Origin of the sequence: Marinimicrobium sp. UBA4509 (assembly GCF_002388575.1) — a bacterium.
Taxonomy (GTDB): Bacteria; Pseudomonadota; Gammaproteobacteria; order Pseudomonadales; family Cellvibrionaceae; genus Marinimicrobium; species Marinimicrobium koreense.
This window is the reverse complement of the sequence record NZ_DGMV01000051.1, coordinates 153,410-177,199: the sequence shown is the minus strand read 5'-3', so window position 1 is coordinate 177,199 and position 23,790 is coordinate 153,410. Positions and strand designations below refer to the sequence as shown.

Annotated in this window: 22 protein-coding genes; 9 read left to right on the top strand and 13 right to left on the bottom strand. The window is 60.2% G+C overall.

Annotated features, from left to right (window positions below):
- Positions 1-1,004: family 16 glycosylhydrolase (locus B3520_RS09790; RefSeq protein WP_286875935.1), on the bottom strand; the 1,004-nt coding region annotated here is incomplete at its 3' end.
- A gap of 302 nt (positions 1,005-1,306) precedes the next feature.
- Between B3520_RS09790 and dcd the strand changes: the two genes are divergently transcribed.
- A complete protein-coding gene (gene dcd / locus B3520_RS09785) occupies positions 1,307-1,876 on the top strand; it encodes a dCTP deaminase (protein ID WP_024459494.1) in 570 nt (189 codons plus the stop codon).
- Here the strand turns inward: dcd and B3520_RS09780 are convergent.
- The 7 genes from B3520_RS09780 to B3520_RS09750 all read right to left on the bottom strand — a co-directional run bounded on the left by B3520_RS09780 (position 1,857) and on the right by B3520_RS09750 (position 8,048).
- Positions 1,857-2,522: an SCO family protein gene (locus tag B3520_RS09780; RefSeq protein ID WP_123636816.1), complete on the bottom strand. Its 666-nt coding sequence runs from the start codon at positions 2,520-2,522 to the stop codon at positions 1,857-1,859. The genes dcd and B3520_RS09780 overlap by 20 nt on opposite strands.
- A 2-nt stretch (positions 2,523-2,524) precedes the next feature.
- Entirely contained in the window at positions 2,525-2,869 is a 345-nt protein-coding gene (locus tag B3520_RS09775) for a cytochrome C oxidase subunit IV family protein (protein ID WP_286804242.1), read from the bottom strand.
- A gap of 8 nt (positions 2,870-2,877) precedes the next feature.
- Positions 2,878-3,558, bottom strand: coding sequence for a heme-copper oxidase subunit III family protein (locus B3520_RS09770; protein ID WP_286804243.1), 681 nt, complete (start codon positions 3,556-3,558; stop codon positions 2,878-2,880).
- Between the two features lie 4 nt (positions 3,559-3,562).
- Complete coding sequence (locus tag B3520_RS09765; protein ID WP_123636819.1) at positions 3,563-4,249, bottom strand: cytochrome c oxidase subunit 3; 687 nt, start codon at positions 4,247-4,249, stop codon at positions 3,563-3,565.
- Positions 4,246-6,003, bottom strand: coding sequence for a cbb3-type cytochrome c oxidase subunit I (locus B3520_RS09760; protein WP_286804244.1), 1,758 nt, complete (start codon positions 6,001-6,003; stop codon positions 4,246-4,248). The genes B3520_RS09765 and B3520_RS09760 overlap by 4 nt, the downstream gene beginning before the upstream one ends.
- A gap of 25 nt (positions 6,004-6,028) precedes the next feature.
- Positions 6,029-7,381 carry a c-type cytochrome gene (locus tag B3520_RS09755; RefSeq protein WP_286804245.1) on the bottom strand — a complete coding sequence of 451 codons (1,353 nt, stop codon included), beginning with the start codon at positions 7,379-7,381 and terminating at the stop codon, positions 6,029-6,031.
- A gap of 112 nt (positions 7,382-7,493) precedes the next feature.
- Positions 7,494-8,048, bottom strand: coding sequence for an NAD/FAD-utilizing enzyme (locus B3520_RS09750; RefSeq protein ID WP_286804246.1), 555 nt, complete (start codon positions 8,046-8,048; stop codon positions 7,494-7,496).
- Positions 8,049-8,597: 549 nt separating this feature from the next.
- On the opposite strand from B3520_RS09750, the gene B3520_RS09745 reads away from it, so the two are divergent.
- Positions 8,598-9,707, top strand: a complete 1,110-nt coding sequence (locus B3520_RS09745) for a M15 family metallopeptidase (RefSeq protein WP_170162820.1) — start codon at positions 8,598-8,600, stop codon at positions 9,705-9,707.
- Positions 9,708-9,814: 107 nt separating this feature from the next.
- Here the strand turns inward: B3520_RS09745 and B3520_RS09740 are convergent, their stop codons facing one another.
- The 4 genes from B3520_RS09740 to purM all read right to left on the bottom strand — a co-directional run bounded on the left by B3520_RS09740 (position 9,815) and on the right by purM (position 12,873).
- Positions 9,815-10,300, bottom strand: coding sequence for an FKBP-type peptidyl-prolyl cis-trans isomerase (locus tag B3520_RS09740; RefSeq protein ID WP_024459503.1), 486 nt, complete (start codon positions 10,298-10,300; stop codon positions 9,815-9,817).
- A 101-nt stretch (positions 10,301-10,401) separates the two neighbouring features.
- Positions 10,402-11,121, bottom strand: a complete 720-nt coding sequence (locus B3520_RS09735) for a DUF3108 domain-containing protein (protein ID WP_286804247.1) — start codon at positions 11,119-11,121, stop codon at positions 10,402-10,404.
- 22 nt (positions 11,122-11,143) lie between these two features.
- Positions 11,144-11,809 carry a phosphoribosylglycinamide formyltransferase gene (gene purN, locus B3520_RS09730; RefSeq protein ID WP_286804248.1) on the bottom strand — a complete coding sequence of 222 codons (666 nt, stop codon included), beginning with the start codon at positions 11,807-11,809 and terminating at the stop codon, positions 11,144-11,146.
- Complete coding sequence (purM, locus tag B3520_RS09725) at positions 11,806-12,873, bottom strand: phosphoribosylformylglycinamidine cyclo-ligase (RefSeq protein ID WP_286804249.1); 1,068 nt, start codon at positions 12,871-12,873, stop codon at positions 11,806-11,808. Before purM ends, purN begins: the two co-directional genes overlap by 4 nt.
- A gap of 251 nt (positions 12,874-13,124) precedes the next feature.
- On the opposite strand from purM, the gene B3520_RS09720 reads away from it, so the two are divergent.
- The 4 genes from B3520_RS09720 to ggt all read left to right on the top strand — a co-directional run bounded on the left by B3520_RS09720 (position 13,125) and on the right by ggt (position 18,992).
- Positions 13,125-14,234: a DUF2066 domain-containing protein gene (locus tag B3520_RS09720; protein ID WP_286804250.1), complete on the top strand. Its 1,110-nt coding sequence runs from the start codon at positions 13,125-13,127 to the stop codon at positions 14,232-14,234.
- A gap of 40 nt (positions 14,235-14,274) precedes the next feature.
- Positions 14,275-14,985: a DnaA regulatory inactivator Hda gene (gene hda, locus B3520_RS09715; RefSeq protein ID WP_024459508.1), complete on the top strand. Its 711-nt coding sequence runs from the start codon at positions 14,275-14,277 to the stop codon at positions 14,983-14,985.
- A gap of 145 nt (positions 14,986-15,130) precedes the next feature.
- Complete coding sequence (locus B3520_RS09710) at positions 15,131-16,888, top strand: glycoside hydrolase family 9 protein (protein WP_286804251.1); 1,758 nt, start codon at positions 15,131-15,133, stop codon at positions 16,886-16,888.
- 400 nt (positions 16,889-17,288) lie between these two features.
- Positions 17,289-18,992, top strand: a complete 1,704-nt coding sequence (gene ggt, locus B3520_RS09705; protein ID WP_286804252.1) for a gamma-glutamyltransferase — start codon at positions 17,289-17,291, stop codon at positions 18,990-18,992.
- 9 nt (positions 18,993-19,001) lie between these two features.
- On the opposite strand, the gene B3520_RS09700 is transcribed toward ggt, so the two are convergent.
- Complete coding sequence (locus B3520_RS09700; RefSeq protein WP_286804253.1) at positions 19,002-19,961, bottom strand: tRNA dihydrouridine synthase; 960 nt, start codon at positions 19,959-19,961, stop codon at positions 19,002-19,004.
- Positions 19,962-20,266: 305 nt separating this feature from the next.
- Here B3520_RS09700 and B3520_RS09695 point away from each other — a divergent pair, with 305 nt between their 5' ends.
- The 3 genes from B3520_RS09695 to B3520_RS09685 are packed head-to-tail and all read left to right on the top strand — an operon-like array spanning position 20,267 to position 23,716.
- Complete coding sequence (locus B3520_RS09695; protein ID WP_286804254.1) at positions 20,267-20,530, top strand: OadG family protein; 264 nt, start codon at positions 20,267-20,269, stop codon at positions 20,528-20,530.
- Between the two features lie 43 nt (positions 20,531-20,573).
- Complete coding sequence (gene oadA, locus B3520_RS09690) at positions 20,574-22,358, top strand: sodium-extruding oxaloacetate decarboxylase subunit alpha (protein ID WP_286804255.1); 1,785 nt, start codon at positions 20,574-20,576, stop codon at positions 22,356-22,358.
- Positions 22,359-22,408: 50 nt separating this feature from the next.
- Positions 22,409-23,716: a sodium ion-translocating decarboxylase subunit beta gene (locus tag B3520_RS09685; protein ID WP_286804256.1), complete on the top strand. Its 1,308-nt coding sequence runs from the start codon at positions 22,409-22,411 to the stop codon at positions 23,714-23,716.
- The last annotated feature ends 74 nt before the right edge of the window (positions 23,717-23,790 follow it).

Sequence of the window (23,790 nt, the reverse complement as noted above, 5' to 3'; positions counted from 1 at the left end):
CCCTGGCCGGATAAGGTCGCCCCTGCCGGTACGCTCCAGGTATAGGTGCTGTCGGTGCCGATTTCGCCTGTCAGCTCGTAAGTGGCCTGCTCGTTCGGCGCCACAATGTGCGGTCCGTCGATGGCCGGCTGGCCCTGGTCATAGACGCGAACGTAGTCCACCTCCATGGTGACCGGGAAGATGCTGTCATCGGGCGTGCCGCCCCAGGTGCCGCCGACAGCGAGGTTAAGCAGGAAGTGATACTGGTAGTTTTCAAAGGTCCACCAGCTGCTGTCTTCCAGGTCAGAGGAGGAGATGGTCGAGTAGAGGATGTCATCGACGTACCAGCGCATTTCAAAGGGGGTCCATTCCACCGCGTAGGTATGGAAGTCGTCGGACCACTTTGCCGGTTGGCTCAGGATATGGGCGCCGGTAAAGGAGTTGTCGGGCCAGGGTTCGCCGTAATGAATGGTGCCGTGGGCGAGCATGGACGCTTGGCCGGTAGACTCGAGAATATCGATTTCACCGCTCATCGGCCAGCCCACGTCCGGGTCGGTGGGCAGCATCCAGAACGCTGGCCACAGGCCCTGACCTTCCGGCAGCTTGAGGCGCGCCTCAAAACGGCCATTGGTCCACTGGCCGCTGGCCGGCATATTCGCTGTACGAATGCGTCCAGAGGTATAGTTCAGAGCCTTGACCCGTTCCTTGCGGGCGGTGATCTTGAGAGTGCCGTTGGAGACGTCAAGGTTGTTGGCGCTGTAGGACTGCAGCTCATTGTTGCCCCAGCCGCAGATACCGTACTGGCAGCCGTCACCTTCCTGGATATCCCAGGCGCTGGTGTCTAACTGGGAGCCGTCGAACTCGTCACTCCAGACCAGGTTCTGGCACTGCTGGGCCTGGGCGGTGCCGGCCGAAAAGGCCAGAATGCCCGCCAATGCAGCGGATAGCCCCAGGGAGCGTTTGACCGATGGCGTGTTGTCGCGACGTTGGGCGTCGGAGACAGGTGTCTTATGGTTATATCTCATGCCGTTTTACCTTTGTTATATATAAAAATGGTATCGCGGTTGTTGTGCGGCCCTGCTCAAAAAACCGCAGTGTCAACTTACGCCCCGGCCGGTAGTGGGTCGTCCCACTTTGGCGTGTGAATCAAAGAGGGACATGGCCCGGCGTAAAGTGGGACACCGCATATTCCCGCCAGGGCTGTGTTTTCGGGCATTGGGTGTTGCGTCGGCCGAACGGGGCCTTGCAAAGGTGGGATTTGGGCGTGAAAACCGCTATGATGCGCTCCCTTCATTTTCAACTGAATCGCCCTCTGTGGGAGAACCCGATGAGTATCAAGTCTGACAAATGGATGCGCCGCATGGCGGAGCAGGAAGGCATGATTGAGCCCTTTGAGCCGGGGCAGGTGCGCTATGACGCAAACGGCGAGCGGATGATTTCCTACGGCACCTCCAGCTATGGCTACGATGTGCGCTGTGCCGACGAGTTCAAGATCTTTACCAATGTCTACTCATCGGTAGTCGACCCCAAGAACTTCGACGATAACAGCTTTGTCGACGTCAAGAGTGATGTGTGTATCATTCCGCCGAATTCCTTTGCCCTGGCCCGGACCGTGGAGTACTTCCGGATTCCGCGCAACATTCTGACGGTGTGTCTGGGCAAATCGACCTACGCCCGCTGCGGCATAATAGTCAACGTGACTCCACTCGAGCCCGAGTGGGAGGGCCATGTGACCCTCGAGTTCTCCAACACCACGCCCCTGCCGGCGAAAATCTATGCGAACGAAGGCGTCGCCCAGATGCTGTTCTTCGAGTCAGATGAGGTGTGCGAGACGTCTTATCGGGACCGGGGTGGGAAATACCAGGGCCAGCGCGGCGTCACTCTGCCCAAGACCTGATCGCGTCGGCCTGGGTTGCGTAATAGTCCCGCACAGCGCGGTAATCTTTCAGTAGCTGACTCACGCTGAACTGATAATTACCGCGCTCGTTGCGCTGGGGTTTGAATACCGCCTGCAGTTGCGCCCTCGGGTTGAGTAAAAACAACATCAGCCCGTGCTCCACACCCTCCGGCCCCACTCGAGCCATTATCCCCAACCCCTGCTCAAAATTCTTATGCTGTCGGCGGCTCTGCTCGGCGCGGGTCAGACCAATGAACTGTGGATGAAAGTAGGGCACATACTGCGCGAGCACCTCGGGCCGGTCCCGGTCCCCATCCACGCTGTAAAACAATACTCTCAGGTCCTGATAGTCTTCCGTCTGCTCCAATAACGCCATCATGTCCGCTACCTGGACCAGCGTGGTGGGGCATATATCCGGGCAGTGGGTATAGCCGTAAGAGATCAGGTGCCACTGCCCCTTGAGGTCCGAGCGGTCGAAGGGCGAACCATGATGGTCCAGCAAAGTGAACGCGTCGAGTTTTCGGGCGGGCTGTAGGTACGCGCCCTGCAAGGTTGGCGGCGGGGCATAATGGGTCAGGATGTGATAGCCCGTGGCGCCGGACAGAATCAACAGCAGGCCTGTGGCGACCAGGATCCAGCGGCGCATGGTCAGGGGCTCCCACCGCTCCACTGGAAACTGAGGAACGTCAGGCGGCTCCAGTCGATGTAGTTCGCTTCGATGGCCATCAGGGCAATGAAAACCAGGATGGCAAACAGTGGCACGATGACGATGAACTTGAGCGCGAAGCGTTCCCAGGCAAAGTGCATGAATATTGACACGATCAGGCCGGCCTTGAGCATCATGAACAACAGAATCAGGGACCAGCGCAACGTCCCTTGCAATTGAAAATAGTCCACCAGGTAGGAGAACAGGCTCAGGACAAAGAGCAGTAGCCATACCTTGAGGTAAAGGCCGATCGGGTGCTGTTGGCCGACGGTTTCCACATGACTCATAACTCACCTCACCACAGATAGAAGAAGGCGAAAATAAACACCCAGACCAGGTCGACAAAGTGCCAGTAAAGGCCTGCGATCTCGACGATTTCGTAGCCTTTTTTTTCGTAGTCCCCGCGGCGGACCTTGAATGCCACAATCGCCAGGTAGATGACGCCGCCGGTAACGTGCAGGCCATGAAAGCCGGTGATCATGAAAAACACCGCGCCGAACTGCTCGGCGCCAAACGGGTTGCCCCAGGGGCGAATGCCCTCTTCGACAATCAGCTTGGTCCACTCAAACGCCTGAAGCCCGACAAAGCTTGCCCCGAGAAGCGCGGTCAGCAACATGAATATAAAAGTCTTCTGCCGCTCGCATCGATACGCCCAGTTCACCGCCATGGCCATGGTGCCGCTGCTGGTAATCAGAATGAACGTCATGATGGCGATGAGTAACAGCGGAAGGTGGGCGCCAAACAATTCCATGGCGAAGATTTCGCTGGCCGGGGGCCAGGGCTCCGAGGCTGACATGCGCACCGACATATAGCCGATCAGAAACAGGCTGAAAATGAAGGTGTCACCGACGAGAAACACCCACATCATCAGTTTGCCCCAGGGCATATCGAAGGCCTGCTTGTCGGCCGACCAGTCGACGACCAGACTGTCCCAGCCAGAGGGGTTGAGAGGAGTGTCGGGTTTATCGGTGCTCATGGAACTAGGCCTCCAGTCCGCACAGGATGGCCAGGGCTCGATAGGTATCCGCCGAACGGGTCAGAAGCCAGAACAGCAACACCCAGACCGCGAGCAGATAGTGCCAATAGAGCGCGCACAGGCGCAGACTGTCGATGATGGTCCGGGCCGCTTCGGCTCGCCACATATGTCGCAGCGGCCGATACAGGACACCCAGCCCGATCAACAGATGAATACCGTGAACGCCGGTGAACAGGAAGAAATAACTGCTCGCCGGGTTGCTGCGTACCCCATACCCCATGTCGCTGAGGATCTGCCATAACCACACCTGGGCAATCAGGAATTGCAGTGCGAGAAAGCCGGCGCCGAGTAAGGCCGCCAGACTCAGGCCGGGCTGACTGGCCCTGGCCGCGTTCAGGGAAACCTGCATCAGCACACTGCTGAACACCAGCAGCCCCGTATTCACCCAGAGCCGCGTCGTGTTGCTCAGCGGGCGCCAGGCGTCCCCGGCCAGGGCTTCAAAACCGGGGTATTGGGAGTGGGTCAGAAAGGTCACGGCAAACAGGGAAAACAGTACCGTGGCGATCGCCAGAAACAACGTCAACGCGATCCGGCGACTCTGAAACTCCCGCTGCGGTGAATCAAACGGAGCGTTGGCTGGCACGGATTCTTCGAGCCAGGATTTTTCCGTCAGTGCGTGCCAGAGTTTCATGACGACGCCTCCTGTGTTGGATGTTTGCGAACCTGATCCGGGGGGAGGTTCTGGGGAAGGTAATCGTCCTCGCAGTCCGGAACGCTGTAGGCATAAGCCCAGCGGTAGACCTTCGGGCTCTCCGGCCCCCAGTTACCATGCCGGGGTGGCATATCGGGGGTCTGCCACTCCAGTGTGGTGGCGTGCCAGGGATTGCGCTCGGACGGTGAGCCCCGTTTCAGGCTCCAGAACAGGTTGATGATGAAGATAAGCTGGGCCAGACCGACGATCAGTGCGGAAACGGTAATGCCCGCGTTGAGGGTCTGGGCGGAGTCCGGCACGAAACCGGTCTCCCCCATGGCGTAATAGCGGCGGGGCACGCCGAGAAAGCCCAGGTAGTGCATGGGAAGATAAATGGCGTAGGTACCGAGAAAGGTTACCCAGAAGTGCAGTTTGCCCAGCCCCTGATGCAGAATGCGCCCGGTGATCAGGGGGTACCAGTGATAGATGGCGGCGAACAGAACCATGATGGGGGAAACCCCCATGACCATATGAAAGTGCGCCACCACAAAGTACGTATCGGACAGCGGCAGATCCACCACCACATTGCCAAGAAAGAGACCGCTCAGACCGCCATGAGTGAAGGTAAAAATAAAACCAATGGCGAACAACATGGGCACCGTCAGATGGATGTTGCCTCGCCACAGCGTCAGCACCCAGTTGTAGACCTTGATCGCGGTGGGTACGGCGATGATCAGGGTGGTGGTGGCAAAGAAAAACCCGAACGTCGGGTTCATGCCGCTGACGTACATATGATGCGCCCAGACGACGAAGCTGAGCAGTCCGATAATGACAATGGCCCACACCATCATTCGGTAACCGAAAATGTTTTTTCGCGCGTGAGTGGCGAGAATATCGGACACGATGCCGAAGGCGGGCAGGGCGACGATGTACACTTCCGGGTGACCGAAAAACCAGAACAGATGCTGGAACAGCAGCGGGCTGCCGTCGGAGTAGTCCAGGGACTCCCCAAGGGATACCAGGGCGGGCATGAAAAAGCTGGTGCCTACGGTCTTGTCCAGCAGCATCATGATGGCGCTGACCAGCAGGGCGGGGAAGGCCAGCAGCCCCATGATGGTGGCAATGAAAATGCCCCACAGGGTCAGCGGCATGCGCATCAGGGTCATGCCGGCGGCGCGCGCCTGCAGAATGGTGGTGACGTAATTGAGTCCGCCCATGGTGAAGGCAACGATGAAAATGGCCAGTGAGGCGAGCATGCAGATGATGCCCCACTCATACCCCGGCGTGCCTTTGAGAATGGTCTGCGGCGGGTAGAGTGTCCAGCCGGCCCCGGTGGGTCCCTCCGGCACAAAAAAGCTCGCCATCAGCACAATGACTGCCAGCAGGTAGGTCCAGTAGCTGAGCATATTGAGGTAGGGAAAGACCATATCCCGGGCGCCGATCATCAGCGGGATCAGATAATTGCCAAAGCCGCCCAATAAAATCGCCGTCAGCAGATAGATCACCATGATCATCCCGTGCATGGTGACAAACTGCAGGTAGGAATTCGGGTTGATGAAATCAAAGGTGTCCGGGAAACCCAGTTGCAAACGCATCAGGGCCGATAGCGTCAGAGCCACCAGACCGACAAACACGGCGGTCAATGCGTACTGAATGGCAATGACCTTGTGATCCTGACTCCAGATGTACTTGCTGATAAATCCGGTGGGCTCGTGGGTGGCCACCGGTTGATCGGCCAGAGCGGTGTATTTCATACCCGATCCTCAGACAGTGCTCGGTTTACAATTGATTGATGTAGGCCAACAGGTCATCAATGGCCTGCTTGTCGTGCAGGGTTCTGGCCATCAATGTCATCTGGGTGCCGTAGTAGTCGCCCTTGTGGCTGCCTCGTACTCCCTGCTTGAAGTGCTCGAGTTGGCGGCGTAAGTACCAGTCGTGTTGACCGGCCAGTGCTGGCGCATTGGTGGCGTAGTTTCCCTCGCCTCGATCGCCGTGACAGCTGCTGCAGTTGCGATACAGGCGCTCGCCCCGCTGTGCATCGCCAGTCACGCTGGTGTCGGGAGTCTCGCTGGTCAGGGAATCGATATGCGCGGCTACATCCCTCATTGCCTGTCGATCCGGCAGTGTGGCCATCATGCCGGCCATCTGCTGACCGAAACGGTCCGCTTCGTGACTGCCGCGCACGCCGGTTTTGTAAAAGTGCAATTGCCGTTCGAGGTACCAGGGGTCGAGGTGGCTGAGCCGTGGCGCGTTCATGTTCGCGTTGCCGCCGCCCTCCGGACCGTGACAGCTGGCACACACGCCATACAGTTGGGCGCCCCGCTGCGGATCGGCGTGATCGTCGTCCTGAGTGTCAGCAAAGGTCGGCTGGCTGGCCAGCCAGCGGTCAAAGTCCTCGCGTGGCTCGATGACCACCTGACCGCGCATGGTGTGATGGGCCATGCCACACAGCTCCATGCACAGAATGTCGAAGCGCCCGTCCCGCGAGGGCTCGAACCACAGATAACTCACCATACCCGGCACCATGTCCATTTTGACGCGGAATTGGGGGACACCGAAGTTGTGCAGCACATCGCGGGAGCGCAGCAGGGCCTTGACCGGCTGATTGACCGGCAGGTGCAGTTCGTTGTTGAACACCAGCCGATCGTCCTGGCCGGCGGGATCGCCCGGATCCAGACCGAAAGGGTTCTGCTCACTCATGAAGTGCGGATGGGTGCGGCCCAACTGGCCGTCCTCACCGGGGAAGCGGAACGTCCAATGCCACTGTTGGCCGAGCACCTCAAAATGAGCGGCGTCCTCGGGAGGGTCCACAAATTTGGCCCAGACAAACAGCCCCGGGGCCAGCATGGCTGCCACGCCGACGCTGGTTATGACGGTCAGCCACAGCTCCAGTGGCTTGTTCTCGGGTTCGTAGTGCGCTTTGCGGTCCCTGCGGAATCGATGGCGGAATATGGCATAGGCCATGAACAGGTTGACCGCAATAAACACAAAACCGGTCACCCAGAAGGTGATTTCAACGGTGCTGTCGATATTGCCCCAGTTGGACGCCAGGGCGGTAAACCACCAGGGGCTGACGAAATGAAACAGCAGGGTGCCTGCAACCAGTAACACCAGAACGATTACCAGAACCATGGCGGTGCTCCGCTGCCTTTGTTATCGGTTGGGGCGGCAGACCGGCCGGGGCCGGGGGTCGCCCGACGGTGGCGACCCCTTCGTGGACCGCCGAAGGAAGAGAGTCGGCCTGTCAGGGCGCCCAGCGGATAAACTTGTGCCACTGTTTCTGGGCACCGACCACCCAGCCCGGCACCGACTCGCCCAGACCCATATCTTCGACATTGGGGTGATCGGCGATGATTTTCATCAGCCGCTTTTCCTGCCCCGGGTCCACATCCACAATCAGCAGGTGCCGTCCGGAGTTGATGGCGCGCTCAAATTTCAGGTACTGGTGGTTTGGTCTCTGAATGCCGATCAGACCGCCCTCCCAGGTACAGAAGCCCAGCAGGATGATCGACAGGAAAATCACCGGAATCCACAGGTAACCTTCGCTCAGCCCGACAATGTAGGCGACGACCAGGGGAATGGCCGCGGCAACCAGGCCAACCAGGAAACCGATTTTGCCCGAGTGAATCACATCCTTGCGCAACAACGATTCCACCTGATGGAGGTGATGGGACTCCAGACCAGCGTCGTTATTGCTCAGGATATGGATCTGTGGGCGGGCAATGCCCCGAGCTTCCAGGTCGCTCTCCAGGCGCTCAAGGTCATCCAGGTCCTCACTCAAGTAAAAATGGCGTCTCATGCGTGTCACCTATGGTTTGGGTGTGGATGCACTGGCTCCGGGGCTGACAGCTTGACGGCCTCAGATGAAGTATAGCAGCGGCGTTGGGGGGCTATTTCAGCGCCGTGGGGGCCAACTGGGGGGCTTGAATGATTGGGTATAAGGGGTTAGCGAGCTTACATCGTAAGCGTATAAAAGCCCCCGATTTTTGCGGTTTTTATGATGTGGCTTTGTTAGCCCGCCGGTGGTTATGAAAAGATCATCTAGCCGGGCCCTTCTCGGCGCAAGGCTAAAGTTTTCAGGGCCCTGGCCGCCAAATCCTGTGTTAAGAACGTTCTTTATAGATAACGGTGATAACCAGCCGAATTGATATAAGCGGCCGCTGAAAAATGGCTGGGAATACGCTATAGTTGGGCCACGAGTGTGACGTAGGCGGTTGTTTTTAGCGCTGATTCGTGTTCCCGGCGATCCGCCGATGCGTCGAGCTCAACAAGAATGAACTATCGGTACCCGCCAACCGCGTTTGGCGGCGCGTCAATTAAAGAATGCAGTAAGTTCGAGAGAGGAACGGTGAAACGCAGAGATCTACTGGTTGGCTTTGTATCCGGGGTTGGCTTTACCGCCGGCAACGCATACCTCTGGCAAATGGCGGAGAATAGCAGCCAGGCTCGTGAGACGTTGGCGGAAGACGGCTACGACCTGGACGGAGATCCCTTTGCCATTCCTGACGGCGAAGAGGGGATCGGCGCGCCGGTGTCCCCTCCGGCCTCCCGGGTTCGCGCGACGGTGGCCGATGCGGTTGACCTGCCGTCGCTGGATGCCCTGACCGAAGAGCGCTCGATCCAGAGCAGTTCTCTGGTGGAGGCGGTCGAGCAGAACCTGGCCCAGGCAGACCGGGAGAGCTGTTGCAGTGGTCACAGTCACTCAGCCGACCATTCGGGCCAGGTCGCGGAAGGTGAGGCGCACGCCCGCGTGCTGGAAAAGGTCCGGAACTTCAATGGCGATTTCATTGACGATATCTTCCTGACCGAAACCGAAAAGCCGGTACTGCACTCGCTGTTTGTGCGCCTGAAGCGGGCCGAGCGCCTGGTGGGGCACGGCAACTACAACCTGCTGAGCTTCGATGAGCTGTTCAAGTACGGCAAACGGTTTTCGGAAGTGGGGGCCTTCACCCCGGCCGAATTCCAGATGATCGAGAAGCTGTTCTTCACTGAGGCCAAAAAATACGGGTTCTATGGCGAAAAGGTCACTACCGAGCTGACCGCCAAGATTCCACCGCGTGAAACCATCAAAATTCCTTATTCCGGCCACTATCTGCTGCGGGGCGATTCGGCGGCCTATTACGACAAACTGCGCCGGGATATCGGGGACAGTGTCATCCTGACTTCCGGGGTTCGTGGCAACGTCAAGCAGATGCACCTGTTTGTGGCCAAGTGCCTTGAGTCCAATTACAACCTGTCCAAGGCTTCGCGCTCACTGGCGCCACCGGGCCACAGCTACCACGGGATCGGTGACTTCGATGTGGGCCGCGTGGGCTGGGGGTACTCCAACTTTACCGACAAGTTTGCCGAAACCGACGAATTCAAGCGGATGCAGGACCTGGGCTACGTACAGATCCGCTACACCAAGGACAACCACTACGGGGTGCGTTTCGAGCCCTGGCATATCAAGGTGGTGTGACGGCGTCATTTACGCCGTTGCAGACAGCAAAAAGCCCCTGAACGCCTGGCGTCAGGGGCTTTTTCGTGGGGTGCGCGGTGTGCACCCCGGCAGCAAGCGCTGGGCGCTTAGTGCTCGTGACCTTCCGGGCCGTGCACGTGGCCGTGGGAGATCTCTTCTTCGGTGGCGTCACGCACATCGGTGACTTCCACGTCAAAGTTCAGGTCAACGCCGGCCAGCGGGTGGTTGGCATCGATAGTGACGGTGTCACCTTCAACGGCCGCTACGCGTACGATCTGGGTGCCCTGCTCGGTCTGGGCCTGAAACTCCATGCCCACTTCCACTTTCTCAACGCCGGTAAACATGTTGGCCGGCAGCTCCTGGATCAGGTTGTCGCTGCGCTCGCCGTAAGCTTCGGCGGCCGGTACCTGGGCGGTCAGTTTGTCACCCACGCTCTTGCCTTCCAGCTGCTTTTCCAGGCCGGGGATGATGTTGCCAGCGCCGTGCAGGTAAACCAGCGGACCACGCTCGTCATTGGACTGGTCCAGCTGCTTGCCTTCACTGTCGGTCAGGGTGTAGTGAAAGCTGACGACGCTGTTGTTGGAAATGCTCATAAATTAACCTATTGGTTGCGGGTGAATGAAAACGCGTTAAACGTTGATGGGGACGGTGGCGGCAGAATACAACCGCCGGACGCCCAAAAATGTTCGAAGATTCAGAAGGATTCGATGTTTTTGCCGTTAACTCGGGCTTTATCGATGTCAATCGTGTGTGAATCACCGTCTTCCTGCTGCTCCAGACGCACCAGCAAATAGTCCCATTTGGGCGCCAGCCAGGCGTAGGTGACCCGATCGTCATCGTCGCGGCTGCGCATGACTTTGACGGTATCCACCTCACCCATGGGGGTATCCAGTCGCTCTTCGGCGACAATTTCAAACCGGTATTCCTTCATCTGGCCGCCATCGGCAATGGCGTACTTCAGGTTGTTTCGGCCCTCGATCAGGTCTTTCTGGAGCTGAATCTGGTAGCTCAGCTTGTCCTGGACACGCTTGCGGATATCCATGGCCCAGCTTTTACCCTGGACATCATTGATCACCCGCTCCTTGTCCCAGTTGAAGGTCAGCTCGGCATCCCGGTCGCGGCCCAGACCGCGGCGCTTGTAGAAGTATTTGCGGGGCTGAACCACGCCGTCTACCCAGTCAAACTGGGAGATTTCCTCAATATTGCCGATCCAGGAGTCCGCCTCGAAGCGCAGCTGCTGGCCGCCATCTTCGAGGTCCGTCAGCTTGTGGGTAACGGTGACCTTGATGCCGAAAATACGGGTGGAGTACTCGTTTTCAAAGCTTTTGGGCATTTCCGCACTGACGCTCGCGGCGAGCAGGGCGGTCAAGCCGACGGTGGCTAGGGTGCGCAGCAATACGTGCTTGAGGGGCATAAAAGGCTCCTGTACGTCCTGTTTAAGACTGGGTTGTGTCCATTAGATACCCATTTGGCCCTAAAGGTTCGTTATTCAATAACGCCCGGCCGGATTCCATGCGCAATCGCCCCTCGGCAAACCACTGCACCGCCAGGGGGTAAATGACGTGTTCCTGGCTCTGAACCCGCGCCGCGAGTGACTCGGCGTCGTCGCCCGGGAGCACCGGCACGCGCGCCTGGACGGCGGGTGGGCCGCCATCGAGCTCGGCGGTCACAAAGTGCACCGTGACCCCGTGTTCGCTCTCACCGGCATCCAGCGCTCGTTGGTGGGTGTGCAGGCCCTGGTACTTGGGCAGCAGTGAGGGGTGGATGTTGAGCATCCGACCTTCATAGTGGCGGGTAAAGGTGGGCGTCAAAATACGCATGAAGCCGGCCAGAACCACCAGTTCCGGTCGGTAGTGGTCAATGCATTCCTGTAACGCGGTGTCAAAGGCTTCGCGGGAGTCGTACCGGGTATGATCAAGTACTTTGGCGGGAATGCCCGCATGTTCGGCCCTCAGCAGCCCGCGCACGGCGGGCCGGTTGCTGATGACCGCGACAATATCGATCGGCAGTTGGCCGCGCCGCTGGCCGTCAATCAGGGCTTGCAGGTTCGAGCCGCTGCCGCTGATCAGCACCACGACCCGGGTCGGTTGGGCTGAACTCAAGCGTCGCTCCCCTCTAACGAGGTCAACTCAACGCGGGCTTCGCCCTCCTGCGCCTCGGCAATCTGTCCGACCACAAAGGCGTCTTCGCCGGCGGCTTTGAGCAAGGCCAGGGCGTCGGCTTCCTGGGCCTTCGGCAGGGCAATCACCATGCCCACGCCGCAGTTGAAGGTGCGGTACATTTCCCGGGGCGCCACGCCGCCGGCCTGCTGCAACCAGCGGAAAACCGCGGGCAACTGCCAGCTCTGGGTGTCGATCACCGCCTTGCTGTTGGCGGGCAGTACCCGGGGGATGTTCTCCAGCAGGCCGCCACCGGTAATGTGGGAGAGGGCGTGGACATCCAGTTCGCGGATCAGTTTGAGCAGCGATTTGACATAAATGCGGGTGGGCGCCATCAGGGCTTCGCTGAGCGGCTGACCTTCGCAGTCCTGAGTCAGGTCGGCGTCGCTCACTTCAATGATTTTGCGAATCAGGGAGTAGCCGTTGGAGTGCGGTCCGCTGGAGGCCAGACCAATCAGGGTGTCACCGGCGGCCACTTTGGAGCCATCGATGATTTCCGACTTCTCCACCACGCCGACGCAAAAGCCCGCCAGGTCATAGTCGTCGCCTTCGTACATGCCCGGCATTTCCGCCGTCTCGCCCCCGACCAGAGCGCAGCCGGCCTGTTCACAGCCGGCACCAATACCGGTGACCACATCCGCCGCCACATCCACGTTCAGCTTGCCCGTGGCGTAGTAGTCCAGGAAAAACAGCGGTTCCGCCCCCGCCACCACCAGGTCGTTCACACACATGGCGACCAGATCGATGCCAATAGTGTCGTGGCGCTGGAGGTTCATGGCCAGGCGCAGCTTGGTGCCCACCCCGTCGGTTCCGGATACCAGCACCGGCTCGCGGTAGCCTTTGGGCAGCTCGCACAGGGCGCCAAAGCCACCCAGCCCGCCCATGACCTCGGGGCGGCTGGTGCGTTTGGCTACACCTTTAATGCGGTCTACCAGGGCTTCACCCGCGTCGATATCGACGCCGGCATCTTTGTAACTCAGTGACGGTTGCGTGTGTTTTTCAGTCATGAATGGGCTGTGCTCTTGATGTGCTGTCGGGACGACGGCAGCGTGCTGCCGCGCTGGACGGGAAGTTTCCGAATCGATGGGCGCGTATTCTATCAGTTTATGGTCGAAATGCGAGCGAGTGCCGGTTTCCGAACCCACGGGAACCTTTCGCCATTTTGACAGCCTGCTACAATGCGGGCTTTTACCCGCCAACCCGAGCGACAGCTGTAACCCGACAACGAGTAGACAGAGGCGAAATCTTGAGGCGATTATTGGCAGTTTGGCAGATAGGACTCCGGGCACTGGTCATCGGCCTGACGCTCGGCGGGTTTGCAGTTCCGACCCAGGCGGAGCAGGTTGTGGACCTGTACAGCGCGGATGTGTTGGTGGCCTCCCAGTCCGCCTCCGAGCGCCGCCGCGGGGCGCGGGACGGGCTGGAGCAACTGATGGTGAGGGTCTCCGGTGACCCCGGGGCCAGTGATCATCCCGCCGTGCGGGAGGCGCTGTCCCGGGCCGAGGACTTCATCTATGAGTTCAACTACGTTTCTACCGATGAGACTCTGGAAGTCAACGGCGAGGAGCGTCCGGCCAGCCGCCTGATGATGAAATTCTCGGCGCCGGAAGTGGAGCGGCTGTTGCGCTCGGCGAGCCTGTCCCTCTGGCCCGCCAACCGGCCGGCCGTGCTGGTCTGGATGGTGCGTCGCGACAGCGATGGCTTACAACGGGTGTCCGACTCAGAAGAACGCGACTGGCTCAGGGCGCGCGCCGAAACTCGAGGCTTGCCGCTGGTCATGCCCCTGGATGACCTGGAAGACCGTCTGGCGGTGTCCGCTCGTGAACTCTGGTCTCTGGATGAGGAAACCATTCGCAAAGCATCGCAGCGTTACGACGCAGAGGCGATTCTGGTGGGCCGCTACAGCGAAACCTCCGCCGGACAGTGGCGCTCCGACTGGCAGTTGTATCACGACCTGGGCAACCCCACCTTCTACCTTCGAAATGACTCGGTGAACGGGCTGCTGGCGGAGGCGATTGACGAAACCGCCAATCACTTTGCCGGGCTCTATGCCATTGTACCCCGGGAAGAGGGGCCGGATGCAGTGTTGATGGAAGTCGGCGGCATCGACGGTTTTGGCGATTACAAGGCGGTCGAGCGCTACCTGGAAGACCTGGCGTTGGTGCGTCGTGCCGAGCTGGTATCGCTTCGCCCGGGCGTGTTGACCCTGCGGTTGGTGACCGAGGGCGAACAGGCGCGACTGCTGGGCACGCTGGAACGCGACGGCCGGCTTGTGCCATCCGCCGACAGCAATCGGGTCAGCCTGACCGGCAGCCGCTTCATGCCCGAGGGGACCCAGGCCAACCCGCTGGTTTATACCTGGCAATAACCGCCGTCCCGGCACCAACAAAAGAGAATCAAACAAGGCCATGCCCACGCCTCAACAGCTTTCACTGAGCGTCAGTCTTAACGACGACGCCACCTTTGATAACTTCTACGCCCCGGAAGGGGCGACCAACGCCCGCACCCTGGCGTTGCTGAAAGCGCAGGCAGGCGGCCAGGGGGAGCCTTTCATCTATCTCTGGGGGCAGCCGGGCGTCGGGCTCACCCACCTGCTGCAGGCGGCGGGGCACGAAGCGCAAGACGCGGGCCTGAGCATTCAGTACCTCCCGCTACGGGAGCTGGTGGGTTTTGCGCCCCACGAGTTGCTGGAAGGGCTGGAGTACCTGGATCTGGTCTGTCTCGACGGGCTGGAAGTGATTGCCGGCAAGCCCGACTGGGAAGAGGCCCTGTTTCATCTATTTAACCGCCTACGCGATGCCCAAAAGCATCTGCTGGTGGCCGCCGTGCAAGGGCCCCAGGAGCTCCCCGTGGCGCTGCCGGACCTGCGCTCGCGCCTGCAGTGGGGCGTTACCTGCCAGGTGCAGGCGTTGAGCGATGAAGACAAGCAGAACGCCCTCCGCCATCGGGCCCGGGCCCGGGGGCTGGAGCTGAGCGAGGACGTGGCTCACTATATTCTGCAGCGGGTGCCCCGGGACATGAACGAGCTGTTCTGTTACCTGCAGCGGCTGGATCATGCCTCGCTGGCCGAGCAGCGCAAACTGACCATCCCCTTCGTAAAGAAAGTGTTAAACCTCTGAGTCGATCCTGACGGGCGAAATGGAATAGGGTATTCTTACCGGGCTAACAGTCCTTGGAACCATAACAGGCTGAGCGGTCTGTCCGGGGCTGTGGCATCGGTCGATATCCAAAACCATAACCAATAAAAGCCCATGAGGTGTTTCCATGTCCCACACTGTCTATCGCATGCTGGCGCTATCGGCGCTGGTCAGTACCTTGATCGCCTGTCAGTCAGATCCCGCACAAACAGATACTCCAACTGAGCCGGACGCGTCGTCAGCCATTCAGGTCAATCAGCTTGGTTTCTACCCGCGCGCCGCGAAAGTGGCCGCCGTACCGGCCGGAGCTGCCGTGGATTTTGCGCTGGTGAATACCGCCAACGGGCAGGTGGTTTACCAGAGTGAGCTGGGGGAGGCGAAAGTCTGGCCGGTCTCCGGCGAGACGGTTCAGCTGGCCGACTTCTCTGACGTTGAGGCGCCCGGCCGCTATGTGGTGCGGGTCGAAGGCCTGGCCGATTCGGCCCCGCTGGAAATCCGCGATGCGGTATACGGCGAGCTGAATGATGCCGTCATCAAAGCCTATTACTTTAACCGTGCCAGCACGGAGCTTCTCGCCGAGCACGCCGGAGACTATGCGCGCCCCATGGGCCACCCCGACGACAGTGTCGCCATTCACAGCTCGGCAGCCTCTGAAGCGCGCCCGGAAGGCACCGAGCTGAGCAGCCCCAAAGGCTGGTACGACGCGGGCGACTACAACAAGTACATCGTCAACTCGGGCATCAGCACCTATACCCTGTTGGCCGCCTATGAGCACTTCCCGGCGTTCTATCGCGATCGTGACCTGAATATCCCGGAAAGTGGCAACGCCGTCCCCGATCTGCTGGATGAGTCCATGTGGAACCTGAGCTGGATGCTCACCATGCAGGATCCGCACGACGGCGGTGTGTACCACAAGCTGACCACCCTGAACTTCTCTGGTGCAGTAATGCCTCACGAGGCCACCGAGCCCCGCTATATGGTTCAGAAAGGCACGGCGGCGGCGCTCAACTTTGCCGCCACCATGGCGGTGGCCAGCCGCGTATACGCCGACTACGAGGCCGAATACCCGGGCTTCTCCGAGCAGGCACTCTCGGCGGCGAAGGCCGCCTGGGATTGGGCCAAAGCCAACCCCGATGTCATCTATCGCAATCCGGAGGATGTACGTACCGGCGAGTACGGCGATGATGAATTCTCGGACGAGTTTGTCTGGGCCGCGGTAGAGCTGGCCCTGACCACCGGTGATCAGCGTTACTGGGACGAGGTCGAATTGGCCGAGGCCGCCATTGAGGTGCCGAACTGGGCCGATGCCGTCGGTCAACCCTGGATGTCCATGGCGCACCACCTGGAACAGGTTCCCGAGGCGCTGCAGGCGCCGGTAAAGGACAAGGTGGCGGGTTTGGCGCAGCACCTGCGCGATGAGTGGCGGGCATCGGCCTCCGGGGTTCCCATGCGCGCACAGGACTTCGTCTGGGGCAGCAACGGCGTGGCCATGAATATGGCGATGATGATGTTGACTGCCCACCAGTTGAGCGACAATCCCGAAAATCTGCAGGTGGCGCAGTCCCTGATGGATTATGTTCTGGGGCGCAATCCCACCGGCTATTCCTACGTGACCGGTTTTGGTACGCGCACGCCGCTACACATTCATCATCGTCCCTCCGAGGCCGATACTGTTGTTGCGCCGGTTCCGGGCTTCCTGGCCGGTGGCCCTCACAGCGGCCAGCAGGACGCCGGTGACTGTCCGGTCGCTTATCCGTCGGACAAGCCCGCCAAATCCTATCTGGATCACTGGTGCAGCTATGCGTCCAACGAAATCACCATCAACTGGAACGCACCGCTGGTCTATGTTTCCGGCGCATTGGAGGTGTTGAGTGAGCGCCAGTAGCGGCTTGTTGGGTGGCAGGCCCTGTGGGCTTTCCGTATAATGTCACCCAACAACGCATTCGAATAAAAACCCACCTTGATCCCCAGGCGATTATCACGCCCAGGGGGCGGTGGGTTTTTTTATGGCTGCGCGATTGACCGACAGACGTAACCGGAGATGTTTATGCGCCGTTTATTGCAGTTTTGCTGGGTTCAACACCGGGTCATTACCCGAGGCAAATTGATCGGTGGAATGAATATCGAAGGACGGCGCAGTGACAGCTTCTGGTTCTGACACAGTGACCGCTCCCTCACAACACAAACCCCGCACAACGCGGGGTCTGCTGTTTTTGCGGGCCCACAATGCTAGTCTTCGCACTACTTTTATCACTTCTTGGATAACACAGGATTCGATTTTCACTATGTTTCAGCGCTCACTGAAAAAGGGCTTGTGGGTCAGTGCGGTACTGCTCACCAGCGCCTTGGCAGCCCTGGTCCGGGCCGATGATTATGCCGCGGTGACCCCCGACGGTCGCGGGGCCGTCGCCACCGTTCAGCCGAGAGCCACCGAGGCGGCCATGAAGGCCTACGCCGAGGGCGGCAACGCGATTGACGCCGCCGTGGCCGCCGCCTTGACTCTGGGGGTGGTGGACGGCCACAACTCCGGCATCGGTGGAGGAATTTTTGCCGTGGTGCACTGGGCCGACGGTCGGGTGGAGGCCATCGACGGCCGGGAAATGGCCCCGGGTAAAGCCCATCGCACTATGTACGTGCGCGATGGCGACTATCGGCCCGAGCTGAGCAAAAAAGGCCCTCTCGCGGTGGGGATTCCCGGCGCCGTGGCCGCTTACGATTACATGATGAAAAAAGGCGGTAAGGCCCGCTTTGCCACGCACCTGGAGGCGGCCGCGACCCTCGCTGACGAGGGTTTCGCCATCGATGGCATTTTTGCCCGCCGCCTGGCGCGTCACACGGAGGACCTTCTGGAGTACCCCGGCTCGGCCGCCATTTTCCTGACCCCCGAAGGTAAGCCCTGGCCGGTGGGGCACCGCATCCGCCAACCCGATCTGGCCCGCACCTATCGTGCGATTGCCAGCGAGGGCCCCGAGTACTTTTACGGCGGTGGCTTTGCCAAAGCCGTCGGCGACTGGATGGCCGAGCACGGTGGCATCGTGACTCGGGAGGACTTTGCGAACTACGAGCTGCTACGCCGCAAGCCGGTGGTCAGCGACTATCGCGGTTACCGGATTTACGGCTTCCCGCCGCCCAGTTCCGGCGGTGTGCATGTGGCCCAGATGCTCAATATTCTCGAAGGGTTTGATGTCGATGCGCTCTCAGAAGCGGACCGCTACCACCTGCTGGCGGAAGTCATGCGCCTGGCCTTTGCCGACCGCGCCTATTGGCTGGGCGACCCGGCGTTTGCGTCTGTGCCCAAAGGCCTGATCAGTGAACGCTATGCGGACAAACTGCGGGAGCGGCTGTCATTGAAATCAGTGGCCGAGGTGACGGGCCACAGCACGCCCCCCAAATCCCGGGAGGAGCTGTTCGGCAAACACACCACCCATATCGCCACGGCGGATCAGGATGGCAACTGGGTGGCCATTACCGCCACAGTGAATACCAACTTCGGCTCCAAGGTGGTGGTGCCGGGCACCGGGGTGATTCTGAACAATCAGATGGATGACTTCTCGGCCCAGCCCGGCGAACCCAATGCCTATGGTCTGTTGGGGGCGGAAGCCAACAGTATTGCCCCGGGCAAGCGGCCGCTGTCCAGCATGAGCCCCACGGTGGTGACCCGCGATGGCAAGCCGGTACTGACACTGGGAGCGGCGGGTGGCCCCACCATTATTACCCAGGTGGTGCAGGCGCTGGTGAATCACATCGATCTGGGCATGCCGCTGGAGGATGCGCTGGTGATGGACCGCATCCACCACCAGTGGCGGCCCAATCAGTTGTTCGTGGAGAAAACCCTGATTACTCCGCTGCGCACCGCGCTGGAAGAAAAAGGGCATGAATTGCGTCGACTGGGCGATTATGGCTCCACCCAGGCCATTGGCCTGGATGAACAGGGGCGCTTTATCAGCGTGGCCGAGCCCCGTCTGGAAGAGCGCAATAAAGTCGAGTAAGCCGCTGGCTCAGGCCGCCTGGCGAAAGGCGGCCTCAAAGCGCGCCGGCTCCCGCTCGCGTTTGATCTGTTCAAAAAACGTGGCCGCCTCCGGGTACTGGCGCTGCAAGTACATCAACCACTGCTTGATGCGATTGCCGCAGTACTTGGAGGCGTTTTTGGTACCCCAGTGAGGCTGGCTCATCCGGTAATACCGGTGCAGCATCTGGCAGACCTCGCGCCAGGGCATGGGGGTGTACTCTTCCCCCGCCACCTGCGCCTTGATGGCCCGCGCCAGGTCCGGCCGCGCCAGTAATCCCCGCCCGAGCATAAACCGGTCGCAGCCGGTCACCGCACGGCAGCGCTCAAAATCCTCCGGGTTCCAGATTTCCCCATTGGCGATCACCGGCATTGCCACCGCCTCCCGAATTCGCGCAATGTACTCCCAGTAGGCCGGCGGTCGGTAGCCGTCGCGCTTGGTACGCGCATGCACGGTCAGCTCGTTGGCCCCCGCCTCGTAAACCGCCAGGGCGTTATCGAGATAGCGGCTGGCATCGTCAAAACCGAGCCGGATTTTGGCGCTGACCGGCACGGTGTCGGGCAGCGCGTTGCGCACCGCGGCCACAATGGCGTGCACCCGCTCCGGTTCGCGCAGCAGGCAGGCTCCGCCGTCACTTTTGTTCACGGTTTTGGCCGGGCAACCGAAATTCAGATCAATGGCCGTAGCGCCAGCGGCCACCGCGCGCTGGGCATTGCGGGCCACCGGCTCTGGCTGCCCGCCCAATAGCTGAACCTTCACCGGGGTGCCGCTGGGGGTCAGGCAGTGTTGCTCGATCTCCGGGGCGTAGCGCAGGAACACCCGCCGGGGCAGGCTGCTGTCGGTCACCCGGATAAACTCGGTGACACAGCCATCCAGCCCGCCCAGCGCGCTGAGCAGGTCCCGAACCTGATAATCGACGACGCCCTCCATCGGGGCGAGAAACAATTGCATGACTGGGCCGAACTCCCGGTGTGGAAAAGGCGGCCATTTTAACGGCATCTGGTTGCCATTGCAGGCCCAATCCCGGCTCAATTGCAGCCAGAAGTTGTAAGTTTATGAAAGATAAGAGAAAATGGCCGGCCGTTTTGCGCTTGGCAAAAGCTCCTCGAGCCACTACCAAGGGCAAAAAATGTGACGCAGTTGCCACATTTTGGGAATCAAGCTACATTGGCGCGCCTCGCTCCACCGGACCGAGGTGGCCCCGCGCGGATACGTTCCGCTGTAGCCAATGACTTATCGTACACAGGGTGCCCGATATGAGTGACACACTGATGCAACAAGGCGTAGACCTGATGCTGTATGGCATGGGGTCCGTCGTGGTGTTTTTGACGCTGCTGGTGATTGCCATGGTGCTTATGAGTGGCAGCATCAACCGTTGGTTCCCCGAGTCCCAAGCGCCTCTGGAGCCCCGCAGCCGCAAACCCTCCAGCGCCGCCCGCCCCGCCGCGGGCAAGGTCGATGACAAAACCCTGGCCGCAATCAAGGCCGCCATTGAGCAACATCGCGCCCGTCGCCGATAGCCGATGGTTCCGCGAACGCTAACTGTGAGAAAGGTACAACGCCATGAGCGATGCTAAAAAGCCGTTGGGCATTACGGAGCTGGTACTGCGGGATGCCCATCAGTCCCTGCTGGCCACCCGGATGCGCCTCGACGACATGCTGCCCATTGCCGAGAAACTGGATCAAGTGGGTTTCTGGTCTCTGGAAACCTGGGGTGGAGCGACTTTCGACGCCTGTATCCGCTACCTGGGCGAAGACCCCTGGGAGCGCATTCGCGAGCTCAAAAAGGCCATGCCCAAAACCCGCATGCAGATGTTGCTGCGCGGGCAGAACATTCTCGGCTATCGCCACTACGCCGATGACGTAGTGGACAAGTTTGTCGAGCGCGCCGCCACCAATGGCGTGGACGTGTTCCGCGTGTTCGATGCCATGAACGACATGCGCAACATCGAAACCGCCATGAAAGCGGTCAAGAAGCAGGGCAAGCACGCTCAGGGCACCATCTCCTACACCATCAGCCCGGTGCACGACATCGAGTTGTGGGTGGATCTGGCCAAGCGCATTGAAGACATGGGCGCTGACTCCATTGCCATCAAAGACATGGCCGGCCTGCTCAAGCCCTATGTGGGGTACGAGCTGGTGACCCGCCTGAAAGAAAGCTGTTCCATCCCGATTCACATGCAGAGCCACGCCACCACCGGCCTGGCCCACGCCACCAACCTCAAGTGCGTGGAGGCGGGCATCGACAATATCGATACCGCCATTTCCTCCATGTCCATGACCTACGGTCACAGCCCCACCGAGACCATGGTGTCGATCCTGGAAGGCACCGATCGGGATACCGGGCTGAACCTGGAACTGCTCGAAGAAATCGCCTCCTACTTCCGCGACGTGCGCCGCAAATACGCCAAGTTCGAAGGCTCTCTCAAGGGCGTCGACTCGCGCATCCTGATTGCTCAGGTGCCCGGCGGCATGCTGACCAACATGGAAAATCAGCTGCGTGAGCAGAACGCGGAAGACAAATTCGACGCGGTGCTGGAAGAAATTCCCCGCGTGCGCAAGGACCTCGGCTACATCCCGCTGGTGACCCCGACCTCACAGATTGTCGGCACCCAGGCGGTGATGAACGTGCTCACCGGTGAGCGCTACAAAACCATCACCAAAGAAACCGAAGGTGTGCTCAAAGGCGAGTACGGCGCTACGCCGGCGGACGTCAACAAAGAGCTGCAACAGCGCGTCCTCGACGGTGGTGAGCCGATCACCTGTCGCCCGGCGGATAAGCTGGAGCCGGAAATGGATCGCCTGGCCAAAGAGCTTGAAGAAGTGGCCAAAGAAAAAGGCATCAGCCTCACCGAGGGCGAAGGCCGCATTGACGATGTGCTCACTTATGCCCTGTTCCCTCAGGTTGGTCTGAAATTCCTGGAGAACCGTGGCAAACCCGACGCCTTTGAACCGGCACCGACCGGTAAAGAGGGCAGTGCGGTGACCACCGACAGTGGTGAAGAGGTGTACACCGTCGACGTGGAAGGCCAGAAATACACTGTGACCGTCAGCGACGGTGGTGATGTGACAGGCCTGGCCCCGGTGGGCGGCAGTGCCTCCAGCGGTGGTGCAGAAGCCGCACCCGCCGGCGAAGGTGAGCCGGTTCCCGCTCCGCTGGGCGGCAACATCGTGAAACTCATGGTCAAGCCCGGTGACCAGGTGGAAGAGGGCGATACCCTGCTGATTCTGGAAGCCATGAAAATGGAATCCGAAGTGGCCGCGCCCCGTGCCGGTACCGTGACCAGCGTGCATGTGCAGGCCGGAGACGCGGTGACATCCGGCGATCCGCTTCTGGATCTGGCGTAATCGCGAACCGCCTGGACCACTACTTCCAGCAACACTGTTGAGAACGTTTTATGCAGAATTTTATTCGATTGTGGCAGGAATCGGGCATCAACCAGATGGAGTGGGGCACCTTCACCATGATTCTGGTGGGGCTTTTGCTGCTGTTCCTGGCCATCCGCAAAGGATTTGAGCCGCTGCTGCTGGTGCCGATCGGCTTTGGCTGCATCATGGCCAACATCCCCGGTGCGGGGCTCGCCATGTCCGCGACCCAGCAGGCCATTGATGTGGGCGGCGTGAAAGTGCTCGCGGATCTTGCCGAAGTCTTCGGCGTTGCCGCCAGCACTTCGGCGGAAGAGCTGATGGCGCTGTACAAAACCGCTTCGGCCTCTGAGCTGGCGGCCGCACACAAGGTGGCCTTGGACTACGGCTACACCAATGGCATGATCTACAACTTCTATCAAGTGGCTATCGGTTCCGGCGTTGCGCCGCTGGTCATTTTCATGGGTGTGGGTGCCATGACCGATTTCGGTCCGTTGCTCGCCAATCCGAAAACCCTGTTTCTCGGCGCGGCCGCCCAGTTCGGTATTTTTGCGACCGTAATGGGGGCGGTTGGCCTGTCTGTTACAGGCCTGATGGACTTCTCCATTGCCGATGCCGCTGCCATCGGGATCATCGGTGGTGCGGACGGTCCGACCGCCATCTACGTGTCCAGCATTCTGGCGCCAGACCTGCTGGGTGCCATCGCCGTTGCGGCCTACTCTTATATGGCGCTTGTGCCCCTGATCCAGCCGCCGATCATGCGCGCGCTGACCACCGAGTCCGAGCGGCAGATCAAAATGGAACAACTGCGTCCGGTCAGCCGCCTGGAAAAGATTGCCTTCCCGGTGATTCTGCTGATTCTTGTGGCGCTGTTCCTGCCCTCGGCCGCACCGCTGCTGGGTATGTTCTGCTTCGGTAACCTGATGCGCGAATGTGGCGTGGTGGAGCGTCTGAGCGATACCGCCCAGAATGCCCTGATCAACATCACCACCATTTTCCTGGGCCTGGCCGTGGGCTCCAAACTGGCCGCTTCCGCCTTCCTGGATACCAAAACGCTGGGCATCCTGCTGCTGGGTATCGTTGCCTTTGCCATTGGTACGGCAATGGGGGTTCTGGTGGCCAAGTTCATGAACCTGTTTGTCCGCCACAAGATCAACCCGCTGATCGGTTCCGCCGGTGTATCCGCCGTGCCCATGGCTGCGCGGGTGTCCAACAAAATCGGGCTCGAGTCCGATCCTCACAACTACCTGCTCATGCACGCCATGGGGCCGAACGTCGCCGGGGTGATCGGTTCCGCCGTGGCCGCGGGCGTTATGATCTCCATCGTGTCATCCATGTAAAACCCTTTTGCCGGGCGCCCGACGCGCCCGGCAAAATCCCCCTCCCGCTTTGTCTTTTCCGGTTCGCTGCATCA